Annotated in this window: 19 protein-coding genes; 12 read left to right on the forward strand and 7 right to left on the reverse strand. The window is 67.6% G+C overall.

The window, feature by feature from the left end:
* Positions 1-38 precede the first annotated feature (38 nt).
* Complete coding sequence (locus ATO6_RS14620) at positions 39-1,043, forward strand: hypothetical protein (protein WP_088624752.1); 1,005 nt, start codon at positions 39-41, stop codon at positions 1,041-1,043.
* Positions 1,044-1,127: 84 nt separating this feature from the next.
* Here the strand turns inward: ATO6_RS14620 and ATO6_RS14625 are convergent, their stop codons facing one another.
* On the reverse strand, positions 1,128-1,802 hold the full coding sequence (locus tag ATO6_RS14625; protein ID WP_088624753.1) for a hypothetical protein: 675 nt from the start codon (positions 1,800-1,802) through the stop codon (positions 1,128-1,130).
* Between the two features lie 195 nt (positions 1,803-1,997).
* On the opposite strand from ATO6_RS14625, the gene ATO6_RS14630 reads away from it, so the two are divergent.
* Together ATO6_RS14630 and ATO6_RS14635 are read left to right on the forward strand one after the other, a co-directional pair.
* Positions 1,998-2,339, forward strand: a complete 342-nt coding sequence (locus tag ATO6_RS14630) for a multidrug efflux SMR transporter (RefSeq protein WP_088624754.1) — start codon at positions 1,998-2,000, stop codon at positions 2,337-2,339.
* Positions 2,340-2,407: 68 nt separating this feature from the next.
* Entirely contained in the window at positions 2,408-3,046 is a 639-nt protein-coding gene (locus ATO6_RS14635; RefSeq protein ID WP_088624871.1) for a LysE family translocator, read from the forward strand.
* 3 nt (positions 3,047-3,049) lie between these two features.
* Here the strand turns inward: ATO6_RS14635 and ATO6_RS14640 are convergent, their stop codons facing one another.
* A complete protein-coding gene (locus ATO6_RS14640; protein ID WP_088624755.1) occupies positions 3,050-3,466 on the reverse strand; it encodes a VOC family protein in 417 nt (138 codons plus the stop codon).
* Positions 3,467-3,612: 146 nt separating this feature from the next.
* Here ATO6_RS14640 and ATO6_RS14645 point away from each other — a divergent pair, with 146 nt between their 5' ends.
* Together ATO6_RS14645 and ATO6_RS14650 are read left to right on the forward strand one after the other, a co-directional pair.
* The gene (locus ATO6_RS14645; protein ID WP_088624756.1) at positions 3,613-4,893 is read left to right on the forward strand and encodes an O-acetylhomoserine aminocarboxypropyltransferase/cysteine synthase family protein; all 1,281 of its coding nucleotides are present in this window, start codon (positions 3,613-3,615) and stop codon (positions 4,891-4,893) included.
* A 142-nt stretch (positions 4,894-5,035) separates the two neighbouring features.
* Positions 5,036-7,939 carry a hypothetical protein gene (locus tag ATO6_RS14650; protein WP_088624757.1) on the forward strand — a complete coding sequence of 968 codons (2,904 nt, stop codon included), beginning with the start codon at positions 5,036-5,038 and terminating at the stop codon, positions 7,937-7,939.
* Positions 7,940-8,165: 226 nt separating this feature from the next.
* Here ATO6_RS14650 and hppD read toward each other — a convergent pair whose 3' ends face one another.
* Complete coding sequence (hppD, locus tag ATO6_RS14655; protein ID WP_088624758.1) at positions 8,166-9,260, reverse strand: 4-hydroxyphenylpyruvate dioxygenase; 1,095 nt, start codon at positions 9,258-9,260, stop codon at positions 8,166-8,168.
* Positions 9,261-9,396: 136 nt separating this feature from the next.
* Here hppD and ATO6_RS14660 point away from each other — a divergent pair, with 136 nt between their 5' ends.
* The 4 genes from ATO6_RS14660 (at position 9,397) to ATO6_RS14675 (ending at position 13,518) form a co-directional block, all read left to right on the forward strand.
* Positions 9,397-9,852, forward strand: a complete 456-nt coding sequence (locus ATO6_RS14660) for an Lrp/AsnC family transcriptional regulator (protein WP_088624759.1) — start codon at positions 9,397-9,399, stop codon at positions 9,850-9,852.
* 27 nt (positions 9,853-9,879) lie between these two features.
* On the forward strand, positions 9,880-10,821 hold the full coding sequence (locus ATO6_RS14665; protein WP_088624760.1) for a ketopantoate reductase family protein: 942 nt from the start codon (positions 9,880-9,882) through the stop codon (positions 10,819-10,821).
* A 98-nt stretch (positions 10,822-10,919) separates the two neighbouring features.
* The gene (locus ATO6_RS14670; protein WP_088624761.1) at positions 10,920-12,788 is read left to right on the forward strand and encodes a monovalent cation:proton antiporter-2 (CPA2) family protein; all 1,869 of its coding nucleotides are present in this window, start codon (positions 10,920-10,922) and stop codon (positions 12,786-12,788) included.
* A 97-nt stretch (positions 12,789-12,885) separates the two neighbouring features.
* On the forward strand, positions 12,886-13,518 hold the full coding sequence (locus tag ATO6_RS14675) for an MT-A70 family methyltransferase (RefSeq protein WP_088624872.1): 633 nt from the start codon (positions 12,886-12,888) through the stop codon (positions 13,516-13,518).
* A gap of 132 nt (positions 13,519-13,650) precedes the next feature.
* Here the strand turns inward: ATO6_RS14675 and ATO6_RS14680 are convergent, their stop codons facing one another.
* The 4 genes from ATO6_RS14680 to aspS form a co-directional block, all read right to left on the reverse strand.
* Positions 13,651-14,418 (reverse strand): BglII/BstYI family type II restriction endonuclease, encoded by a 768-nt coding sequence (locus ATO6_RS14680; protein ID WP_088624762.1) that lies wholly within the window; start codon positions 14,416-14,418, stop codon positions 13,651-13,653.
* A gap of 60 nt (positions 14,419-14,478) precedes the next feature.
* A complete protein-coding gene (locus ATO6_RS14685) occupies positions 14,479-14,856 on the reverse strand; it encodes a thermonuclease family protein (RefSeq protein ID WP_141102008.1) in 378 nt (125 codons plus the stop codon).
* Positions 14,857-15,034: 178 nt separating this feature from the next.
* Complete coding sequence (locus tag ATO6_RS14690) at positions 15,035-15,493, reverse strand: GNAT family N-acetyltransferase (protein WP_088624764.1); 459 nt, start codon at positions 15,491-15,493, stop codon at positions 15,035-15,037.
* Between the two features lie 153 nt (positions 15,494-15,646).
* Positions 15,647-17,422, reverse strand: coding sequence for an aspartate--tRNA ligase (gene aspS / locus ATO6_RS14695; protein WP_088624765.1), 1,776 nt, complete (start codon positions 17,420-17,422; stop codon positions 15,647-15,649).
* 322 nt (positions 17,423-17,744) lie between these two features.
* On the opposite strand from aspS, the gene ATO6_RS25105 reads away from it, so the two are divergent.
* From ATO6_RS25105 to carB, 3 genes are all read left to right on the forward strand, one after another.
* Positions 17,745-18,479: a hypothetical protein gene (locus ATO6_RS25105; RefSeq protein ID WP_176440949.1), complete on the forward strand. Its 735-nt coding sequence runs from the start codon at positions 17,745-17,747 to the stop codon at positions 18,477-18,479.
* A 114-nt stretch (positions 18,480-18,593) separates the two neighbouring features.
* Complete coding sequence (locus ATO6_RS14705; protein WP_176440950.1) at positions 18,594-19,571, forward strand: phosphatase PAP2 family protein; 978 nt, start codon at positions 18,594-18,596, stop codon at positions 19,569-19,571.
* A 100-nt stretch (positions 19,572-19,671) separates the two neighbouring features.
* On the forward strand, positions 19,672-22,941 hold the full coding sequence (carB, locus tag ATO6_RS14710) for a carbamoyl-phosphate synthase large subunit (RefSeq protein ID WP_088624768.1): 3,270 nt from the start codon (positions 19,672-19,674) through the stop codon (positions 22,939-22,941).
* Positions 22,942-22,961 lie beyond the last annotated feature (20 nt).

The raw sequence follows: 22,961 nt of genomic DNA on the forward strand, positions 1-22,961 counted from the left end.
CTCGGCCCAGGTAATTTCAGCATCGGACCGTTCTCACTATGGCAAGGGGCACGCCCAAAAGCCAACCTTTCAACATCGCGGTGGTCGTCCAGTCGGGGCGGCTGCAATACGAGGCGCTGATCTTTGCCGCCTCGCTGCGCGAGAAGAGCCCCGGTTTCTCCGGCCGCCTGCTGCTGATGGAGCCGCAGCCCGGCCCGCTCTGGGATGGCAACCCCGGCGTCCACAACACCGAGATCCGCACCCTGCTGACCGAGCTGGGGGCCGAGTTCGTGCCCTTCGAGAGCCGGCATTTCGGCAAGTCCTACCCCTACGGCAACAAGATCGAGGGCCTGCTGGCCCTGCCCGAGGGCGAACCGTTCGTGTTCTTCGACACCGACACGCTAATCACCGGCGAGATCAGCGAGGTCCCGTTCGATTTCGCGCGCCCGACCGCGTCGATGCGGCGCGAGGGGACGTGGCCCAAGATCGAGCTTTACGGGCCCGGCTACGGCGCGATCTGGAAATCGCTCTACGACAAGTTCGGGCTGGACTACGACAGCTCGCTCGACCTGTCGCAGCCGGACGAATACTGGCAGCGCTACCTGTATTTCAACGCGGGGTTCTTCTTTTACGAATGCCCGCGTGTCTTCGGCCAGACCTTCCTCGACTACGCTCTGGCGATCCGCCATGACGCGCCCAGGGAACTGGTGTGCCAGTCGCTCGATCCATGGCTGGACCAGGTCGCGCTGCCGCTGGTGATCCACAAGCTGGGCGGCGGGCGGGAAACCCTGCCCGCGGGGCTGCTGGACGGCAGCGTGTCCTGCCACTACCGCGTGCTGCCGCTGCTCTACGCGCGGGAAAGCGATGCGGCGGTCGCGGTGCTGGAGGAGGTCACGGCGCCCAACCGGATCAAGAAGGCGCTGAAGCAGTACGAGCCGATCAAGCGCATGGTCTACCAGAACCGGGGCGAGAAGGCGCGCGCGCTGTTCGACCGGGACAACCTGCCCCGGCGCGAACAGGCGATCCGCAACCAGCTCAAGCGCGAAGGCTACTGGTTGCGCTGATCCGGCGACACGGACGAAAACGCCCGCCGGATGTCGGCGGGCGGTTCGTCCTGGCCGGAGGGAAACGGCTCAGGCCTTGACGGGTCAGGCCTTGGGCTTTTCCAGCAGGGTGTACGAGGTGATGACCTCGCCCGAGACCTGCACACGGGCCAGCTGGCCCTTGCCCTTGCCCTTGCCCTTGCGCTGCGCCTTGGCATTGACCGCGGCCTTGATGACGCGGGCCAGCTGCTGGTTGACGCCCGCCCTGCGCGGGGCTGCCGTGTCGTCCACGGCACCGCCGATGGCGGCCTCGTAAACCGAGCGGGTCCGGGCGTCGGTGGTCAGGGCGCGCATGACGGTCAGCATGAAATGCTCGTCAAAGCCGCCTTCCGCGTCGATCTCGCGCGCCTTTGCGACGGCGGTGTCGATGATCTCGCGCTTGGCGGTGATGCGGTCCTTGAGCTCGGGCTCGAAGGCATTGGCGGCGAGCAGGTAGGATTCGACCGCTTTCTGCAGGAAGTGGTTCATCTCGAGCCCCTCGTCGCGGGCGGCCTTGCGGGCGGCGACGCGGACGGCGGTTTCGAGGAAATCGGCAGGGCCCTTGCCGCCCTTCTTGGCAGCCTTTTCGGCCACATCGGCATCCGCCTCGGGCTTGACCTTGGGCGCGGCGACTTTCGCCCTGGCGCCGGCGGGCTTGTCCGCCCGCGCGCCCTTGCCACCCCGGCCGGCGCGGGCGGGTTTCTTAACCTTGGTTTCTTGATCGAGGACGTCCTTGGCCATTTCGGCGACTCCATGGATTCAACATAGGTGCAATGTATGTCGAAACCGACACCGCTTCAACATACATCCATCCTATGTTGGACACGTTAACGGGAACGCTCCGTCTCTGATCCGCGAACAGCGGAACATGACGTCTGTGCATTGCGCCCGCCGCGCGGACAGAGAAGAAGGCGGCAGTCGTTCAGGAGAATCCCGATGTCCCTGCCCCTCGCCTATCTGCTGCTTGCCATTGCCATCGCGTCCGAGGTGATCGCGACCACCGCCCTGTCGCTGTCCAACGGCCTGACGCGGACCGGACCGATTGTCGTTTCGGCCATCGGCTATGCCGTGGCCCTCGGGCTGCTGGCGGTGGTCATGCGGGTGATGCCGACCGGCGTGGTCTATGCGATCTGGTCGGGGCTGGGCGTCGTGCTGATCGCGCTTGTGGCGTGGCTCTGGCAGGGCCAGCGGCTGGACCCGCCCGCGCTGATCGGCATGGGGTTGATTGTGGCGGGCGTGCTGGTGGTGAACCTGTTCTCGGGTGCCGTCAGCCACTGATCGCGCTTGCCGGGTCTCCGGTGCCCGCCTAGGCTCAGCTGGCCGAGACCCCGATGGCGGAGGCCCTGATGCCACTCGACACCTGGCTGATCTATGTCGCGACCGTGCTGCTTCTGATGATCACGCCGGGCCCCAGTCACCTGCTGATGCTGTCGAACAGCCTGTCCAACGGGCTGAAACGCTCCAGCATGACGGCGGCGGGCGACCTGACCGCGAACCTGTTCCAGATGCTGGCCGCGGGCTTCGGCCTCGCCGCGCTGGTGCTGGCGGTCGAACACGCGTTGACGGCAATCAAGCTGGCGGGCGTCGCCTATCTGCTGTGGCTGGGCGCCCGCAAGCTGTGGCTGGCGCGTCCGGGGCGCGAACAGGCGGCCCGCCCCCGCGCCAGCCTGCGCAGCCTGTGGATGCAGGGGTTCATCACCTCGGCGGCCAATCCCAAGGCAGTGGTGTTCTTTGCCGCCCTGTTCCCGCAGTTCATCGCGGCGGACCTGCCGTTCTGGCCGCAGTTCCTGATCCTGTCGGCGACCTACATCGCGCTCGACGGCGCGTTCCTGCTGGCCTACGGCGGCGCGGCGCACTGGCTGGCGGACCGCATGGCGGCCCCCGCCCGGCTTTGGATCGACCGCATCGGCGGGGCGGCGATGATCGTCGCCGCGATCCTGCTGGGCCTCAAGACGGTGGACGACGTGGCGCGTGCGCCCCGCTAGGGGTCAGTGCGCCAGCACGCCCGCCATGTCGCGGAAGCCCTTGACCTCGATCGGATTGCCCGAGGGGTCGCGGAAGAACATCGTCCACTGCTCGCCCGGCTGACCCTCGAACCGCACCTGCGGTTCCAGCACGAAGGCCACGCCTGCCGCCTTCAGCCGCTCGGCCAGCGCCTTCCATTCGTCCAGCAGCAGGACGAAGCCGAAATGCGGCATCGGCACCATGTGATCGCCGACCTTGCCGGTCGCCGCGTTCGGGAAGGGTTCGCCCAGATGCAGGGAGAGCTGATGCCCGAACAGGCCGAAATCCACCCATGTCTCGGTCGACCGCCCCTCCTCGCCGCCGAGGACGCCGCCGTAGAACGCGCGCGCCTCGTCCAGATCGGTGACGTGAAAGGCGAAGTGGAAGGGGCGCAGGTCCATCGGAACTCTCCGGTCGGTGACGGGTGAACGGCGGCACACTGGCCCCGCGACCGGGGAATGGCAAGACGGGCACCGCCGCTCAGGGAGTTGCCGCAGGGGTAGCGGATCGCTTAGGCATGGCGCAGAGGACAAGGAGAGGACACCCGATGACCTACGGATTCGACACCCTGCAAGTGCATGCAGGCGCCCGCCCCGACCCGGCGACCGGCGCGCGCCAGACCCCGATCTACCAGACCACGGCCTACGTGTTCCGCGACGCGGACCATGCTGCCGCACTCTTCAACCTGCAGGAAGTGGGCTACATCTATTCCCGCCTGACCAACCCGACCGTCGCCGTTCTGGCCGAGCGCGTCGCGACGCTCGAGGGTGGACAGGGCGCCGTCTGCTGCTCGTCCGGGCACGCGGCGCAGATCATGGCGCTGTTCCCGCTGATGGGGCCGGGCTGCAACGTGGTCGCCTCCTCGCGGCTATACGGCGGGACGATCACGCAGTTCAGCCAGACGATCAAACGCTTCGGCTGGTCGGCCAAGTTCGTCGATTTCGACGACCTCGACGCGGTGGCGGCGGCCATCGACGACAACACCCGCGCGGTGTTCTGCGAATCCATCGCCAACCCCGGCGGCTACATCACCGATCTGGACGCTATCGCGGGAGTCGCGGACAAGGCGGGCCTGCCGCTGATCGTCGACAACACCAGCGCGACGCCCTACCTCTGCCGCCCCATCGAACACGGCGCGACGCTGGTGGTGCATTCCGCCACCAAGTACCTGACCGGCAACGGCACCGTCACCGGCGGCGTGATCGTCGACTCGGGCAAGTTCGACTGGACCGCCTCGGGCAAGTTCCCCTCGCTGAGCGAGCCGGAACCCGCCTATCACGGGCTCAAGTTCCACGAGACCTTCGGCCCGCTGTCCTTCACCTTCCACTCCATCGCCATCGGGCTGCGTGACCTCGGGATGACGATGAACCCGCAGGCCGCCCACTACACCCTTATGGGGATCGAGACCCTGTCGCTGAGGATGGAGCGCCACGTCGTCAACGCGATCAAGGTGGCCGAGTGGCTGGAGACCCATCCGGCGGTGGCCGAAGTGACCTATGCCGGGCTGAAATCCTCGCGCTATGCTGACCGCGTGCCGCGCATCTGCCCCAAGGGCGCGGGCGGTCTCTTCACCTTCCGGCTCAAGGCGGGCTACGACGCCTGCGTCAAGCTGGTGAACGCGCTCGACCTGTTCAGCCATGTGGCGAACCTCGGCGATACGCGGTCGCTGGTGATCCACTCCGCCTCGACCACGCACCGCCAGCTGACGCCCGAGCAGCAGACGGCGGCGGGCGCGGGTCCGGACGTGGTGCGCGTGTCGATCGGGATCGAGGATGCCGACGACCTGATCGCGGACCTCGATCAGGCGCTGAAACAGGCGGCCGGCTAACGGTCGCGATAACGCCAAGGTGTCCCGGGCGGCGGCAACCCGCCCGGCGTTTTCCTTTTCCTCGGGGTTCTCGTGCTATATGATGTGCGCCTAAAGAGGCGTGCCCATATGGGCGAGTCCCCACAAGCAGCAGCCGGCCCGTATGAAACCGAACTTCGCGCTATCCCTCTCCATGGACGGGATCACCCTGTATCACAGGGGGACTCCGGGCTGGCTGGTGGTGGGCGAGGTGCCGCTCGATTCGGCGGACCTGTCCGGCGCTTTGGCGGACCTGCGCGAACAGGCGCGGCGGCTCGATCCGGCGCCGATGCGCTGCAAGCTGATCGTGCCGAACGACCAGATCCGCTACATGACCATCGACACCGGCGGAGTCGGCGAGGCGCAGCGCCGCGCGGTGGTCGAGGCGGCGCTGGACGGGGCGACGCCCTACGAGCTGGAAGAGCTGAACTACACGTTCACCGTCTCGGGCGACACGACCCAGATCGCCGCCGTCGCGTATGAAACGCTGGAAGAGGCGGAAAGCTTTGCCGCCGATCACGGCTTCGTGCCGGTCAGTTTCGCCGCCCTGCCCGACCGTGCCGATTTCGCGGGCGAGCCCTATTTCGGCGTGACGCGGATGGCCGGGGACATCCTGGCGCCCGGCGAATCGGTTGAACGTGACCTGCTGGTCCTGCGGCCGGTCGGTCGCGCCACCATCCCGGATGAGACGCCCGCGGTGCCGGACCCCGCGCCGCAGGACGCGGCGCCCGAGGACACGGCCCCCTCCGATCCCGCGGACGCCATCCCGGCGGCCCCCGTGTCAGCCGCTCCGCCGGCGACGGCGGACCCGCAAGTCGCTGCCCCGCCCGATACGAAGGATGCGGACGACGAGATCCCGCCGATGCCCGCGTTCGGTTCGCGCCGGGCCACTCCGGCACCTGCCGCCACGCCGCCGTCGGCCCCCTCCGCCACAGGGCCCTCGACCGATCCGGCACCGGCCCAGCCGATGCCCGTCTTCGGCTCGCGCCGCGATCCCGCCATTTCGCGCCCGCCGTCGCCCGCCGAGGACCGGTCGCGTCCGCTGCCGGACGCGCGCTTCGTGCCGCGGCTTGGCGCCGCGCGGGAGGGTGGCGAACGTGCGCCGTCCTTCGCCAGCATCCGCGCGCTGCGCGATCCGGGCACCGGGGCACCGCCTTTGGCCGGGGCCAGCCGCGACACCGCGCCCGACCGCCCGGGCGGTCAGACACCCCCTGCCGCGGATGACCACGCCGGCCGGTCCGAACCGCCACTGCGCCGCCTGACGCCGCAACCGGATCAGCCACCGGCACCGGCCGTTGCGACCGCGACGCCCGCCCCGGAGCGAAACGCCGCGCCGACCCCGCCCGCGCCGGAGCCGTTCACCGCACGCAGCTCGGCCCCGACCCGCAGCAATGAAGTCTTCGAAGACGGGGCCGACGACGACGGTCCCGGTGAATCGACCCACAGCGTGGTCCGGCGGATCGCCGAACGGCGCGGCAAGCCGCAGCCGAAACCGCAGCCGAAACCGAAACCCGCGCGACCCGCGGCAAAGGCCACAGGCGGGCTGCTGGCGCGCATCCGCCGCCGGTCTACCGATGCGGAGCCCGAGCCCGAAGCGCCGGAAACCGCGCCGCTGCCCGAGGCCACGGTCGGCAAGGCCGCCGCCGCGCTGAAGGCACAGCTCGCGGCCCGGCGCGGGCCCAGCGACGACCGCATTGTCCGCGAAGCCGAAGCGGCGCGAATGACAGTATTCGGCGCGCGGCCGTCGCAGGTCATCGACCGGCCGCGCTACCTGGGCCTGCTGCTGACCGCGCTGCTGATCCTGTTCCTCGCCGGTGTCGCGGCCTGGGCCTCGGTCTTCATGAGCGATGACCTCGCCGGGCTGCTCGGCCGCGACGACACCATGCGCGAGACCGCGCTTGAGATCGGAACGGACGGAGAGGAAGAGGACGGCGACCTGCAGATGGCGCGCGTCGACCCGACCGAGCCCGCCCTGCCGCGCCGCCTGATGCCGGACGCCGGCGTCAGGCCCCAGCCCCTGCGCCAGCGCGTGCCCGAGGAAGCGCCCCGCGCCCTGCCCCCCGCGGTCGAGGCGCCGGACCCCGAGGCCGAGGCGCGCTATGCGGCCACCGGCGTCTGGCAGAGCGCCCCCTACGAGCCGCCCGCCCCGCGGGGCGAGTCGCTCGACGATCTCTACATCGCCTCGATCGACCCCGCGATCACCGCGGTCGACGCCGTGGCCCTGCCGCTCGGTGAGGGCGAACGGACCGACCGGCGGCTCGGCACCCAGGCGAACCCCGCGCCCGCCGGGACGGTGTTCGACCTGGACGACCGAGGATTTGTCCGTGCCACCCCGGACGGCGCCGTCAGCCCGGACGGCGTGACCGTATTTGCCGGAGAGCCCGCCCGCCGCCCGCCCCTGCGACCCGCCGAGGCGCAGAGTGACGACGCCCCGGTGCAGGTGGCCGCGCTGGCACAGAAACGCCCGCGCCTGCGGCCCGGCAACCTGGCCGAACGCAACGAACGCTCGACCCTCGGCGGCTACACCCGGACGGAACTGGCGACGCTGCGGCCCCGGCTGCGTCCCGCCCTGTCCGAGGCGCGCCAGCAGGCCGAGGCCCAGGCCGAAGCCGAGGCGCAGGAGGATGCGGCGGACACCGGCACCGATCTGGCCATCGCCACGTCGCGCCGGCCCTCGGCCCGGCCGGGCAATTTCGCGGCAACCGTGTCGGCCGCACAGGCCGCGGCAATCCAGCCCGTGGCGGTGGTCGCGCCGCGCCAGACCGTCCAGCCGAACATCCCGTCCAGCGCCTCGGTCACACGGACCGCGACGATCCGCAACGCGATCGACCTGAACCGGATCAACCTTATCGGGGTCTACGGCCAGCCCTCCAGCCGCCGTGCCCTGGTGCGCCTGTCGGATGGCCGCTATCGCAAGGTGAAGGTGGGCGACGCCATCGACGGCGGCCGCGTGTCGGCCATCGGCGACGGCGAGTTGCGTTACACCAAGGGCGGCCGCAACCTCACACTGACCATGCCGAAGGGGTGATTTCCCGGACCTGACGCCAAAGGCGGCAGGCGAAAGGTCCGGTTGACCTTTCGGGGATATCACGGGCAACGCCCCGACAGCTTGTGTCGCGGCGGCCTGAGGTGCGCTGACCCGTCAGTAACGCGGGCCCCCGACGAAAGAGGGGGGCTGTCTGCCCCCCACCGGACCTGAAGGTCCGGTTCCCCCCGAAAGTATTTTGGACCAGAAGAAGACGGGACCGTTCGCCCTATTCGGCGGCGATCTCTCCGTTGGCGATCTGTTCGGCCTCGATGGATTCGAAGAGCGCCTTGAAGTTGCCCTCGCCGAAACCGTCGTCGCCCTTGCGCTGGATGAATTCGAAGAAGATCGGCCCGATCACGGTCTTGGAGAAGATCTGCAGCAGGATCTTCGTCTCGCCCCCGTCCACGACGCCTTCGCCGTCGATCAGGATGCCGTGCTTTTTCATCCGCTCGATCGGTTCCTCGTGACCCTGCACGCGGTCCTTGCTCATCTCGTAATAAGCGTCGGGCGGGCCGGGCATGTACTTGATGCCGTTCTCGGCAATCGCGTCGGTGGCGGCGTAGATGTCCTCGGCCCCGACCGCGATGTGCTGAATGCCCTCGCCGTTGTACTTCTTGAGGTAGGCGACGATCTGCCCCTCCTCGCCCCGGTCCTCGTTGATCGGGATCCGGATGCGACCGCAGGGCGAGGTCAGGGCGCGGGAATAGAGGCCGGTGAACTTGCCCTGGATGTCGAAGAAGCGGATCTCGCGGAAGTTGAAGAGGTCGCCGTAGAACCGGAACCACGTGTCCATGTTGCCCTTGTGGACGTTGTGGGTCAGGTGGTCGAGGTAGTAGAACCCCACGCCGCGCGGCTTGGACTGGTCCAGCCACTCGAATTCCTCGTTGTAGGGCGAGGTGTCGTAGTAGTTCTCGATGAAGTAGATCAGCGAGCCGCCGATGCCGACGATGGCGGGCACGTCCATGACCTTGCCGTCACCCTCATAGGGTGTCGCGCCCTTGGCGACCGCGTGGTCGAAGGCGTGCTGCGCGTCGACCACGCGCCAGCCCATGGAGGGGGCGCAGGGGCCGTGTTCCTCGATGAACCTGGCGGCGTGGGTGCCCGGCTCGGCATTCACGATGTAGGTGATGTCGCCCTGCTGCCAGAGCTCGACATCCTTGCTGCGGTGACGGGCGACCTTCTTGTAGCCCATCTTGGCGAACAGGGTGCGCAGTTCCTCGGGGTCCGGATGCGCGAATTCGACGAATTCGAAGCCGTCGGTCCCCGCGGGGTTCTCGGGCGTGATGGTGGATTGCGGGGCGTCGTGGGGGAAGGGTCCCATGGTCTGCTCCTGTGTGTTGGGTGTCTGGCATCAGGATACGCCCGTTCACGCTGGAAATTCGCGCGTTCTGGAGGCAGGATAGAGCCCGAGACGCGGGAATCCCGCGCAAACCGGCATCCAAACGCGGAAACCACGCATGATCGACGAGACAGACAAACGACTCCTTTCGGCCTTGCAGACCGACGCCCACCTGACCGCGCAGGATCTGGGCGACCGGCTGAACCTCTCGGCCAGCCAGGCCGGGCGCAGGCGGCAGAAGCTGGAGGAGACCGGCATCATCCGGGGCTATCGTGCGCGCCTCGATCCGGAGCGGCTCGGCCTGGCCATCCAGGCCTTCGTGCAGGTCCAGCTGGGCACCCACGGCCCCGAACAGAGCCGCGAGTTCGCGCGGCTCGTCTCCACCCGGCCCGAGATTGTCAGCGCATGGACCCTGACCGGCGAGGCGGATTATCTGCTACGGGTCTATTGCGCCGACCTGCGTGCCCTGCACAGACTGATCCACGAGGTTCTGCTGCCGCACCGGGCGGTCACGCGGGTGCAGAGCCAGATCGTGATGGACCAGTTCAAGGAAGACGCGCCGCTGCCGATGTGAGGGGCCGCGCGGCAGGAGGGCAAAGGGATGAAGATCGGTGTGATGGGCGCAGGCGCGCTTGGCGGGCTGTTCGGCGGCAGGCTGGCGGCGGACGGGCACGAGGTCTGGATGATCGCACGCGGGGCGCATCTGGCCGCGATGCAGGCGAACGGCCTGCGCATCCTCAGCCCAAAGGGCGACGCGCATCTGCCCGACATCCGCGCCACCGGCGACCCGGCCGAGGTCGGTGTCTGCGACGTTGTCATGTTCATGGTCAAGAACGGCGACGTGGAAACGGCGGCACAGGCGATCCGCCCGATGGTCGGGCCCGAAACGATGGTCGTCACCTGCCAGAACGGTATCTCGGCCTGGGAGCGCCTCGGCGCGGTGATCGGGGCGGGGCATGTCGTCCCCGGCGTCGCCCGCACCCCCGGCGAGATCGCGGAGCCCGGCGTCATCCGCCACACCGCGATGCTCGACCGGCTTATCTTCGGCGAACCCGGCGGCGGCGGTTCCGCCCGCTGCGACCGGCTGGCCCAGGCGATGGCCGCCTCGGGGACGACGCCGATCGTTTCGCCCAACATCATGCACGAGCTCTGGTCCAAGTTCGTCGGCCAGTCCACGCTCGCCTCGATCACCGCGCTGACCCGGCTCGACATCGGCCCGCTGCGCGAGAACCCGGTGTCGCGCAAGCTGTTCTACGACGCCACCGCCGAGGCCTATGCCGTCGGCCGCGCCGCCGTCCCGGACCTGCCCGAGGATACGGTCGCGCACAACTGGGCCTTCGTCGAACAGCTGCCCTACGAAATGCATGCCTCGATGCTCGACGACCTGCGGCGCGGCAAGCCGCTGGAGCATGAATACCTCTCCGGCGACGTGGTCCGGCTGGGCGAGAGGTTCGGCGTGCCGACACCGATCCACTCGGTGTTCTACGCCGCGCTTAAGCCCGTCGCGGACCGACTGGCCGAAGGGATTTCCGCGCCCGTGTGAATTACCGCACATCCGGCGGGGTTTTCGGTGCCCTCGACGCTGGCATGCCCGTCCCCGCGTGATAGGCTGACGCAGGCGGGGCGCAAATACGGGCACATATGGACGGCTTTCTCTTTCAGGCATCAATCTACCTGCTGGCGGCGGTGATCGCCGTCCCGATCGCGGCTCGGCTCGGCCTCGGCTCGGTGCTGGGCTATCTGCTCGCCGGGATCGCGATCGGCCCCGCCCTTGGCCTCGTGGGGCAGGAGACCGAGGACCTCCAGCACTTCGCCGAATTCGGCGTGGTGATGATGCTCTTCCTGATCGGGCTGGAGCTGGAACCGCGCGCGCTGTGGAACATGCGACACCGGCTGATCGGCCTCGGCGGGCTTCAGGTGACCGTGACGACACTGGTCATCATGGGGGCCGCCATCGCCTTCGGCATGGACTGGCGGACCGGGCTCGCCATCGGCCTGATCTTTGCGCTGTCATCGACTGCCATCGTGCTGCAGACGCTCAGCGAAAAGGGGCTGATGCAGACCCACGGGGGGCGGTCCGCCTTCTCCGTCCTGCTGACGCAGGACATCGCGGTGATCCCGATCCTCGCGCTGCTGCCGCTGCTGGCCCTGTCGAACAGCCATGCGCTGCAGCCCGACGGCTCCATCGGTCACGCCGAGGAGGCGGGACACAGCTCCATGTCCATCGTCGAGGGGCTGCCGGGCTGGGGCGTCACCCTCGTCACCCTCGCCGCGGTGGCCATCGTGATCCTCGCCGGCGTCTACCTGACGCGGCCCGTGTTCCGCTACATCCACGCCGCTCGCCTGCGCGAGATGTATACCGCGCTGGCGTTGCTGATCGTGGTGGGCATCGCCTTCCTGATGATGCTGGTCGGCCTCTCGCCCGCGCTCGGCACCTTCCTCGCCGGCGTCGTGCTGGCGAACAGCGAATTCCGGCACGAGCTGGAAACCGACATCGAGCCCTTCAAGGGACTTCTGCTGGGGCTCTTCTTCATCACCGTCGGGGCGGGGATCGACTTCGAGGTGCTCACCCGCGACCCCGCCACCATCCTCGGCCTTGCCCTCGCGATCATGCTGATCAAGGGCGTGATCCTCTTCGCCCTCGGCCAGGTCTTCAAGCTCAGGGGCCGGAACCTGATCCTCTTCACCCTCGCCCTCGCGCAGGCGGGGGAGTTCGGCTTCGTCCTCGTCTCATTCTCGCGCCAGACCGGTGTGCTGCCGCCGGGGATCAGCGAAACCGTCCTGCTGGCCATCGCCGTCACCATGTTGCTGACCCCGCTGGGCTTCATTCTCTACGACCTGCTGTCGCGCCGCATGACCGAGGGCGGGCCCACGCCCGAACCCGACGAGATCGACGAGGACGGGCCGGTCATCATCGCCGGCATCGGCCGCTTCGGCCAGGTTGTGAACCGGCTGGTCGTGTCCTCGGGCTTCAACACGGTCGTGCTGGACCACGACCCCGAGACGATCGACATCATGCGCCGCTTCGGGATGAAGGGGTATTTCGGCGACCCCACCCGCCCCGACATCCTGCGCGCTGCGGGGCTGGACAAGGCCCGCGTGCTGGTCGCCGCGATGGACAATGCCAACGACGTGACCCGCCTCGTCGAATATGCCCGCAAGCAGCGCCCCGACCTGCACATCGTCGCCCGCGCACGCGACCGGACCCATGTCTACCGGCTCTACCGCGCCGGGGCGGACGACATCGTGCGCGAGATGTTCGACAGCTCGCTCCGTGCCGGGCGCTACGTGCTCGAGAACATCGGCCTGACCGAATACGAGGCGTCCGAGGCGGAAACCACGTTCTACCACCACGACCGCCACACGATGCGCGAACTGGCCGAGCTCTGGGATCCCGACATCCCGACCGCAAAGAACGAGGAATACATCGCCCGCGCGAACGAGCTGGAAAAGGACCTCAAGACCGCCCTGCTCGCCCAGTTGATGACCGCCGACGAGGACGCCGCCTGACCGCCCCGGCATCAACGCTTGATTAACCGGACTCGTTCACGCTATGTTCCAAACACTTCGATAGACACCCCGCGACGGCGCGCGCTATATGTTGGATATGTCCGGTTCACCCTCGCAAGACCTGCTGAATTTCCTCGATGGCGCCCGGTTCGGCACCGTCATGGCCGATCCGCCGTGGCGATTCACCAACCGCACCGGCAAGGTGGCCCCGGAACACAAGCGCCTCAGCCGCTACCCGACCATGACGCTCGACGAGATCTGCGCCCTGCCGGTGGAACAGCACCTCGCCGATCGCGCGCATTGCTACATGTGGGTTCCGAACGCGCTCCTGCCCGAGGGGCTTCAGGTGCTCTCGGCCTGGGGTTTCGAATACAAGTCCAACATCGTCTGGCACAAGATCCGCAAGGACGGCGGCTCCGACGGGCGCGGCGTCGGCTTCTACTTCCGCAACGTGACCGAGCTGCTGCTGTTCGGCACCCGCGGCAAGAACGCCCGCACGCTCGACGCCGGCCGCCGCCAGGTCAACATGCTGCAGACCCGCAAGCGCGAACATTCCCGCAAGCCGGACGAGCAATACGACCTGATCGAAAGCTGCTCCTGGGGTCCCTACCTGGAACTCTTCGGCCGCGGTGTGCGCGAGAACTGGACCGTCTGGGGCAATCAGGCCGACGCCGATTACAAGCCCGGCTGGAAGACCTACGCCTACAATTCCTCGCTCGCCGCGGAATAACGCCCCCCTGCTTCTTCTGGTTACAAATACTTCGGGGTGAATTGCGCCGCAGGCGCAAGAGGGGCAGCGCCCCTGAAACGCACCGAAAGGCACATGCCGCCGCAGGCGGCATTCCGTCAGATCAAACCCGCGTCAGATCAGCAAATCCTCCCGCGGCCCCTCCGGCGGCGCATCCGACAAAGCCGACATCGGCAGCCCGATCAGCACCAGCGGACAGGGGTTGCCCACCCCGCGCCGCACCCGGTCCTCCAGCTTGGTCCAGTGCGTCGTCGAGGGCCCGAACTTGTCCTGCACGAAGAACGAAGCGAAGGCCTCGTGAAACGGCACCCCCCGGCTCACCTGCCCCGCCACCCGCGCCTTCTGCCGCGCGGTGCGGTCCCCGATCCCGAGCCGTTCCAGATCGCCCTCCGACGACAGGTCGTGATCCCTGAGCCAGGCCGTGATCCTGTCCCGGAACCCGTCCTGCATGGAGGCCCCCCGCGTCACGATCACCCCGACCGAAATCGCCGACAGCGCATGCAGCCGCTGGAAATTCTCCAGATCGCGGTCAAAGAACGGGTCCTTGTTGTTCCACTCCACCTCCAGCGCCAGCGTCCCCGCACCGGCGAAGCGCACGTGATCGACCTCGTGGCTGATCCCCTCTCGCTCGATCCCGTCGACGATCGTCTGCACGTGAAAGCTGTGCTTGCCCCACCCCGCCCCGTGCAGCGCGCGCCGCAGCCGCTGCGTCTGCCCGCTCTCGCCGCCGCCGCCGCCGATCAATTCGGCCATCGAGATGCGGAAGTCCGACAGGATATCGACCAGCCGCGCCGCCTCTTCCGAGAAATCATGGGTCAGGATGGCCGAGGCATGGTTCGTCACCGCCAGATCGAACCCCGCCTCCGTCAGCTTCCCGAACATCCGCATCTCCCCTTCACCGCGCCGCAGGTTTCCCGACAGCGGCGCGGATGACAAGGGCGCTCAGCCCCGCCAGCGCGCGCAGGTGCGGTCCGCGATCAGCATCTCGCCGATATCCCGCCCGTCCGCCAGAGCGCATGTGCCGACCTCGCGATCCCACGACCGGCGGCCTTCGAGCCTGCAATTCAGCTCACCGCCCCCGACAAGCGCCCGCATCCGGCGGGTGGCCGCACGCCCGGCCGGGGTGTCGCGTTCGGCGCAGTCCAGGTTGGCGATACGGACCGGAACGCCCGACACCTCGATCGTGTCGCCGTCCCGGACATGCGTCACCCGGCCCTTCAGCGTCTCGCCACGCGCCCGCGACGGCTGCTGCGGCTGCACGCTGTCCGGCACGACGCGTCTCAGCACCCTGTCGAGGTCAAGCGGCGGCAGATCCCTCACCAGAAAAGCTGCGGCAACCGGTATGGCCAGGGCGATAACCGCATGCAAAGCACGGCGACGCCGCCGCCGGGATCTGAATGATTGCAGATTGACTAAATTGCGCGTGGTCATGCATGGCGGATAGCCCGCAAGAACGGCGGCATTTTGGCGGGGATCGGGCCGGTGCGGGCCCGTCCCCTCAGTCCAGGTCCAGCCGCATCGTCGCCGTCCCGTCGCGGCGCGACATCTCCTCGTACCCGGCCGAGAGATAGGCGTTCAGCGCGGGGCCGTTGTCCAGCTCGCATTTCAGCGTGATCGTCAGCGCCCCCAGATCGCGGGCCGCGCGTTCGACGAAGCCGGCCAGTTCGGCCCCCGCGCCGCCGCGCGCTTCTTCAGCGACGTAGACATAGGTCAGGTGCCGGATTTCCGGGCCCGCCCCGACCCGCAGGGCAAAGAAACCCACTTCGCGCCCTCCGGCATCGAGGATGTAGAAACTCTCGTCATGCAGATCGCCCAGCCACTTCTCGCGCCATTCCAGCGGATCGAACGGGTGGCCCGCGTTCGGGTTGACGAGGGCCAGCTCCTCGCTGTCGGTCAGCAGGTGCGAGAGCGGCTGCAGATCGCGCTCCCGGTTGTGGCGGATGGTCAGGGTCATCACTCCCTCCGTTGCTTGGGTTGCGTCGGGGCGCGCGCCTCGCATGGATCGCGTTTGCGGTTCAACCCCTTCCGCCCCGGAACCCGAGGTTGCGCGAAACGCAAAACGGGCGCCCCGCCGGGACGCCCGCTGTTCATTCCGAAATGGCGGTGCGGATCACTCCTGCGGGATCACCCGCAGCGACAGTTCCATCAGCTGCTCCGGCAGCGGCTCGGACGGGGCGCCCATCATCAGGTCCTCGGCCCGCTGGTTCATCGGGAACAGCATGACCTCGCGGATATTGGCCTCGTCCGCCAGCAGCATGACGACCCGGTCGATCCCCGTGGCGCAGCCGCCGTGCGGGGGCGCGCCGTACTGGAACGCATTGACCATGCCGCCGAACCGCTTGATGACCTCTTCGCGCGGGTAGCCCGCGATCTCGAAGGCCTTGAACATGATCTCGGGCTTGTGGTTCCGGATCGCGCCGGACACCAGTTCATAGCCGTTGCAGGCGAGGTCGTACTGGAACCCCTTCACCGCCAGCGGATCGCCCATGAGCGCGTCCAGCCCGCCCTGCGGCATCGAGAACGGGTTGTGCTCGAAGTCGATCTTGCCGGTTTCGGCATCCTGTTCGTAGATCGGGAAATCCACGATCCAGGCAAACGCGAAGCGGTCCTTGTCGGTCAGACCCAGTTCGTCCCCGATCACCGTCCGGGCGCGGCCCGCGACGGGTTCGAAGGTCTTGGGCTTGCCGCCGAGGAAGAACGCCGCGTCGCCGACACCGAGGCCGAGCTGCTGGCGGATCGCCTCGGTCCGTTCGGGGCCGATGTTCTTGGCGAGCGGGCCGGCGGCCTCCATCTGGCCGTCCGTCTCGCGCCAGAAGATATAGCCCATGCCCGGCAGCCCCTGCTGCTGCGCGAAGGAGTTCATCCGGTCGCAGAACTTGCGCGACCCGCCGGTCGGCGCGGGGATGGCGCGGATCTCGGTCCCTTCCTGCTCCAGCAGTTTCGCGAAGATCGCGAAGCCGGAGCCCGCGAAATGCTCGGACACGACCTGCATCTCGATCGGGTTGCGGAGGTCCGGCTTGTCGGTGCCGTATTTCAGCGCCGCCTCGGCGTAGGAGATCTGCGGCCATTCCTGATCGACCTTCCGGCCGCCGCCGAATTCCTCGAACACGCCCTTCAGCACCGGCTGGATGGTGTCGAAAACGTCCTGCTGGGTGACGAAGCTCATCTCCATGTCCAGCTGGTAGAAGTCGGTGGGCGAGCGGTCGGCGCGCGGGTCCTCGTCGCGGAAACAGGGCGCGATCTGGAAATACTTGTCGAAGCCCGACACCATCAGCAGCTGCTTGAACTGCTGCGGGGCCTGCGGCAGGGCGTAGAACTTGCCCGGATGCAGGCGCGACGGCACGAGGAAGTCGCGCGCGCCCTCGGGGGACGACGCGGTGATGATCGGCGTCTGGTATTCGCGGAAGCCCTGCGCCCACATCCGTTTCCGCATCGACGCGACGACGTCCGAGCGCAGCGTCATGTTCTTCTGCATCTCGGCCCGGCGCAGGTCGAGGTAGCGATACCGCAGGCGGGTTTCCTCGGGATATTCCTGATCGCCGAAGACCTGCAGCGGCAGTTCCTTCGCGGCGCCCAGCACTTCCATGTCGCGGATGTAGACCTCGATCTCGCCGGTCGGCAGCTTCGGGTTGATCAGGCTTTCGTCGCGGGCCTTCACGGTGCCGTCGATGCGGATGCACCATTCCGAACGCACCTTCTCGACCTCGTGAAACACCGGGCTGTCGCTGTCGCACAGCACCTGCGTCACGCCGTAGTGGTCGCGCAGGTCGATGAACAGCACGCCACCATGATCGCGCACCCGATGCACCCAGCCGGACAGGCGGACGGTGTCGCCCACGTTGGACTTGGTCAGATCGGCGCAGGAGTGGCTGCGATAGGCGTGCATGATAGCCCCTTTCGGGTCAGGATTTCAGGTTCGCGCCGATACACCGCGCCGGGGTGGCAAAGTCAAGGGAACAACGGGTGTCATGGCCATATGCGGCAGGTTCACCGCACCGCCGGGCCGGTCCGGGTGACCGGCGCAAACCGGGGCGAGGTGGGACTGTATCCGCATCGCCGGCGGGCACCGCGGATCGAGTGACAGCAACTTAAGGGAGAGTATTTGGGGAATATTATTCTGATAAATTGAAACTTTTGCCTGCGGATTTTCGTTCCTAGGGAACGTGCAGTCAGACTGGGTGGGACAACGAGACTGAGGAGGTACTCGTATGTCACGTACTGTCACATTGCTCACCACACTCTACATCACGGCCGCCGCGGGCGCCGCGCAGGCAGAGATCGGGATCGGCGCCGATGTCGGCATCGGAGGCGAAAACGGCGTGTCGGTCGGCGCGGACGTGTCACTGGGCGGAGGCTCCGTCGCGGATGCCGACGTCGGTGCGACCGTTGGCGGAGGCTCCGTCGCGGATGCCGACGTCGGTGCGACCGTCGGTGGAGGGTCCGTCGCTGATGCAGACGTCGGCGCCACCGTCGGCGGAGGGTCCGTCGCGGATGCGGACGTCGGCGCCACCGTCGGCGGCGGCTCTGTCGCGGATGCGGACGTCGGCGCCACCGTCGGCGGCGGCTCGGTTGCCGACGTGAATGGCTCGGCCACCGTCGGAGGTGGGTCTGTCGCCAGCGTCGATCTCGGCGGAACGACCGGAACCGGCTCAGGCAGTGGAAGCGGCAGCGGTGGCGGCTCCGGATCGACCGGGAACACCGGCGGCTCCGGCTCCGGCTCCGGAGGGGGGACGACCGGAGGATCGACCAGCGGCACCGGCGGACCCAGCATCGTCGGAGAGCCACTGCTGACCAACGACGGGATGATGATCGGCGACATCACGCGGGTCACGCGGAACCTGATCTGCACACAGCGGATCTGCGTGGACACCAAGACGAGGCCGGTGCTGACCGCCGAAGGTTTGGTCGTCAACGTCCCGAGCAGCGCCATCGCCATGCAGTGAGACGCGATTGACGGCTCCGGAAAGACGGGGCCGTCAATGACCACATTGCGACCGCAAAATGCGCCCATTTCCTGCTTAGGCCCCGGACAGGAGGACAACCGAAAGGGGGCCTCTATGCGACTTTGTCGCCCTTACATTTACGCGCTGGTGCTGCTGGCCGGTCTCGCAGTCGCGATCATGACCGCCCTGACACGTGCCGAGATCGCGCCGGATCAGCTGATGATCGGAATCACCGCGACGTGGAAGCTGGCCGCGATCTGGTTCCTGCTGCGCTGGCTGCGGCCACGCCTGACCCTGTCGGACCGGACCATGTCCGCGATATTCACGCTGGCCGAGGCGCTGTTCCTCGCCAACCTGCTGATCACCGTCCTGCGGCATCTGGACTATGCGTCCAAGGTGATCGTCTTTCCCTATGCCGACAGGGTTCTGGCGAAGGCGGACCGCGCGCTCGGGCTGGACTGGCTGGCCTATTTCGGCTGGATCCACGACCAGCCCTGGCTGCACATGCCGATGATCACCGCCTACGATTACCTGAACTCGGCCATCGGGCTCTGCCTCTTCGGCCTGCTGGTCATGGGCCGCAGCGACCGGGCGCGGGCGATGGTCGAGGCGCTGGTGATCTGTTCGCTGATCTCAGTCTTTGTCGGCGCCTTCTTTCCCGCCCGCGCGGCGGTCGCGGCGCTGGTGCCGGACATGGCGGCCTTTCCCGACTACGCCTTCACCCCCGGCATCTACCATGTCCGTGCGCTGGAGCTGCTGCGCGCGCCTGACGGGCCCGTGGTGATCGGGGCGGAGAAACTGGTCGGGCTGACCACCTTTCCGTCGCTCCACACGGCCATGGCGGTGCTGATCCTCCTCGCCGCGCGCGGCACGCCGCTGCTTGTTCCGGCCTGCCTCTATGCGGCGCTGATGATTCCGGCCACGCCGATCTGGGGCGGGCACTATTTCGTCGACCTGATCGCAGGCGCGGCGATGGCCGTGGCGGTCTGGGCGCTGGTGCGGCGCAGCATGGCGCCCGCCGCCGACCGCGCCGCAACCGGCCCTCCGGCCGGCCAGGCTCTGCCGGTCGCCACCGAGGCAACCGGCCGCTGACCGGATTCTTGACCGGGATCTCCCAACTCGCCCCTTGCGCTTAAGGATGCGGCGGCTATACCCCACGACGATTTGCGCGACTTGATCCGGGGGATGCGGCATGCCTAAGAGAACCGATATCAGATCCATCATGATCATCGGCGCGGGGCCCATCGTCATCGGACAGGCCTGCGAATTCGACTATTCCGGCGCACAGGCCTGCAAGGCGCTGCGCGAGGAAGGCTATCGCGTCATCCTTGTGAACTCGAACCCCGCGACGATCATGACCGACCCCGGTCTGGCCGACGCCACCTATATCGAACCGATCACCCCCGAGATCGTCGCAAAGATCATCGAAAAGGAACGCCCCGACGCGCTGCTGCCGACCATGGGCGGGCAGACCGGGCTGAACACCTCGCTCAAGCTGGACGAGATGGGCGTGCTGAAGAAGTTCAACGTGGAACTGATCGGCGCGAACAAGGAAGCCATCGAGATGGCCGAGGACCGCAAGCTGTTCCGCGAGGCGATGGACCGGATCGGGCTGGAGAACCCCAAGGCCACCATCGTCACCGCGCCCAAGCTTGAGAACGGCAAGTTCGACATCCGCGCCGGTCTGCGCGACGCGATGGACGCGCTGGACGACATCGGCCTGCCCGCGATCATCCGCCCCGCATTCACCCTCGGCGGCACCGGCGGCGGCGTGGCCTACAACCGCGACGATTACGAATACTACTGCCGGTCGGGCATGGAAGCCTCGCCCGTCGCGCAGATCCTCGTCGACGAATCCCTCCTCGGCTGGAAGGAATTCGAGATGGAGGTCGTCCGCGACAAGGCGGACAACGCGATCATCGTCTGCTCGATCGAGAACGTCGATCCGATGGGCGTGCACACCGGCGACTCGATCACCGTGGCCCCTGCCCTGACGCTGACCGACAAGGAATACCAGGCGATGCGCAACGGCTCCATCGCCGTGCTGCGCGAGATCGGGGTTGAAACCGGCGGGTCGAACGTCCAGTGGGCGATCAACCCCGAGGACGGCCGCATGGTCGTGATCGAGATGAACCCGCGCGTGTCGCGCTCCTCCGCTCTGGCGTCCAAGGCCACCGGCTTCCCGATCGCCAAGATCGCCGCGAAACTGGCCGTCGGCTACACGCTGGACGAGCTGGACAACGACATCACCAAGGTCACACCCGCCTCGTTCGAGCCGACCATCGACTATGTCGTCACCAAGATCCCGCGTTTCGCCTTCGAGAAATTCCCCGGTTCCAAGCCGCACCTGACCACGGCGATGAAGTCGGTGGGCGAGGTCATGGCCATCGGTCGCACCTTCCACGAGTCGTTGCAGAAGGCGCTGGCGTCGATGGAAACCGGCCTGACCGGGTTCGACGAGATCGAGATCGACGGTGCGCCGGACAAGGCCGCCGTGATCAAGGCGCTGTCCGAGGCCACCCCCGACCGCATCCGCGTGATCGCACAGGCGATGCGCCACGGGCTGACGGATGACGAGATCGCGGCAGCCACCGCCTATGATCCCTGGTTCCTGGCCCGCATCCGCGAAATCGTGCGGATGGAGGCCGAGGTGTCCGTCAACGGCCTGCCCGTCACCGAAGAGGGGCTGCGCAGGCTCAAGATGCTGGGCTTCTCCGATGCCCGCCTCGGCAAGCTGACCGGCCGGGACGAGGCCAACGTGCGCCGCGCGCGCCACAACCTCGGCGTGACGGCGGTGTTCAAGCGGATCGACACCTGCGCCGCCGAGTTCGAGGCGCAGACGCCCTACATGTATTCCACCTACGAAGTTCCCGTCATGGGCGAGGTGGAGTGCGAATCCCGTCCCTCGGACAAGAAAAAGGTCGTCATCCTCGGCGGCGGTCCCAACCGGATCGGCCAGGGGATCGAGTTCGACTATTGCTGCTGCCACGCCTGTTTCGCGCTGACCGGTGCGGGCTATGAAACCATCATGGTCAACTGCAACCCGGAAACGGTGTCGACCGACTACGACACCTCGGACCGGCTGTATTTCGAACCGCTGACCTTCGAACACGTGATGGAGATCATGCGCGTCGAGCAGTCGCGCGGGACCCTGCACGGCGTCATCGTCCAGTTCGGCGGACAGACCCCGCTGAAGCTGGCCAATGCGCTGGAAGAGGCCGGGATCCCGATCCTCGGCACCACGCCCGACGCCATCGACCTGGCCGAGGACCGCGAACGGTTCCAGGACCTGGTGAACCGGCTGGGCCTGAAACAGCCGCACAACGGCATCGCCCATTCCGACGCCGAGGCGCTGGAAATCGCCGGTGAAATCGGTTTCCCGCTGGTGATCCGCCCCTCCTACGTGCTGGGCGGCCGCGCGATGGAGATCGTGCGCGACATGGACGGGCTGAAACGCTACATCCGCGACGCCGTGGTCGTGTCGGGCGACAGCCCGGTGCTGCTGGACAGCTACCTGTCCGGCGCGATCGAGGTGGACGTGGACGCGCTCTGCGACGGGACGAACGTGCATGTCGCGGGCATCATGCAGCACATCGAAGAGGCGGGCGTCCATTCCGGCGACAGCGCCTGTTCGCTGCCGCCGTGGTCGCTGCCCGACGACATCGTGGCCGAGCTGGAAACCCAGTCCCGCGCGCTGGCACTGGAACTGGGGGTCGTCGGCCTGATGAACGTGCAGTTCGCGGTCAAGGACGGCGAGATCTACCTGATCGAGGTAAACCCCCGTGCCTCGCGCACCGTGCCCTTCGTCGCCAAGGCGGTGAATTCGCCGATCGCGTCGATCGCCGCGCGCGTCATGGCGGGCGAGATGCTGGACAACTTCGACCTGGTCGACCCGCGCATCGACAGCTTCGCGGTGAAAGAGGCCGTCCTGCCCTTCGCGCGTTTCCCCGGCGTGGACACGATCCTCGGCCCGGAAATGCGTTCGACCGGCGAGGTCATGGGTTCGGACCGCAGCTTTGCCCGCGCCTTCCTCAAGGCGCAGCTTGGCGCGGGGACCGATCTGCCGACCGAGGGCCGCGTCTTCATCTCGATCCGGGACGAGGACAAGACCCCGGCGATGCGCGGCGCAGCGCAGAGCCTGGCCGATCTCGGGTTCTCCATCGTGGCCACGCGCGGCACCGCGGCCTGGCTCAAGGAAACGGGCATCGACTGCGAAGTCGTGAACAAGGTCTACGAGGGCCGTCCGAACATCGTCGACCAGCTCAAGGACGGGCAGGTCGCGCTGGTGTTCAACACCACCGAAGGCACGCAGTCGGTCGAGGACAGCCGGGAAATCCGGTCCGTCGCGCTCTATGACAAGATTCCCTACTACACCACCGCCGCCGGGGCGCAGGCGGCCTGCCTCGCCATCGTCGCGCGGCAAGAAGGGGAAATCGGCGTCCGCGCGCTTCAGGACGCCTGACCCGAGACGAAGAGAGCCGG

The organism is Oceanicola sp. 22II-s10i (genome assembly GCF_002210105.1).
In the GTDB taxonomy this organism is placed as follows: Bacteria; Pseudomonadota; Alphaproteobacteria; order Rhodobacterales; family Rhodobacteraceae; genus Pseudooceanicola.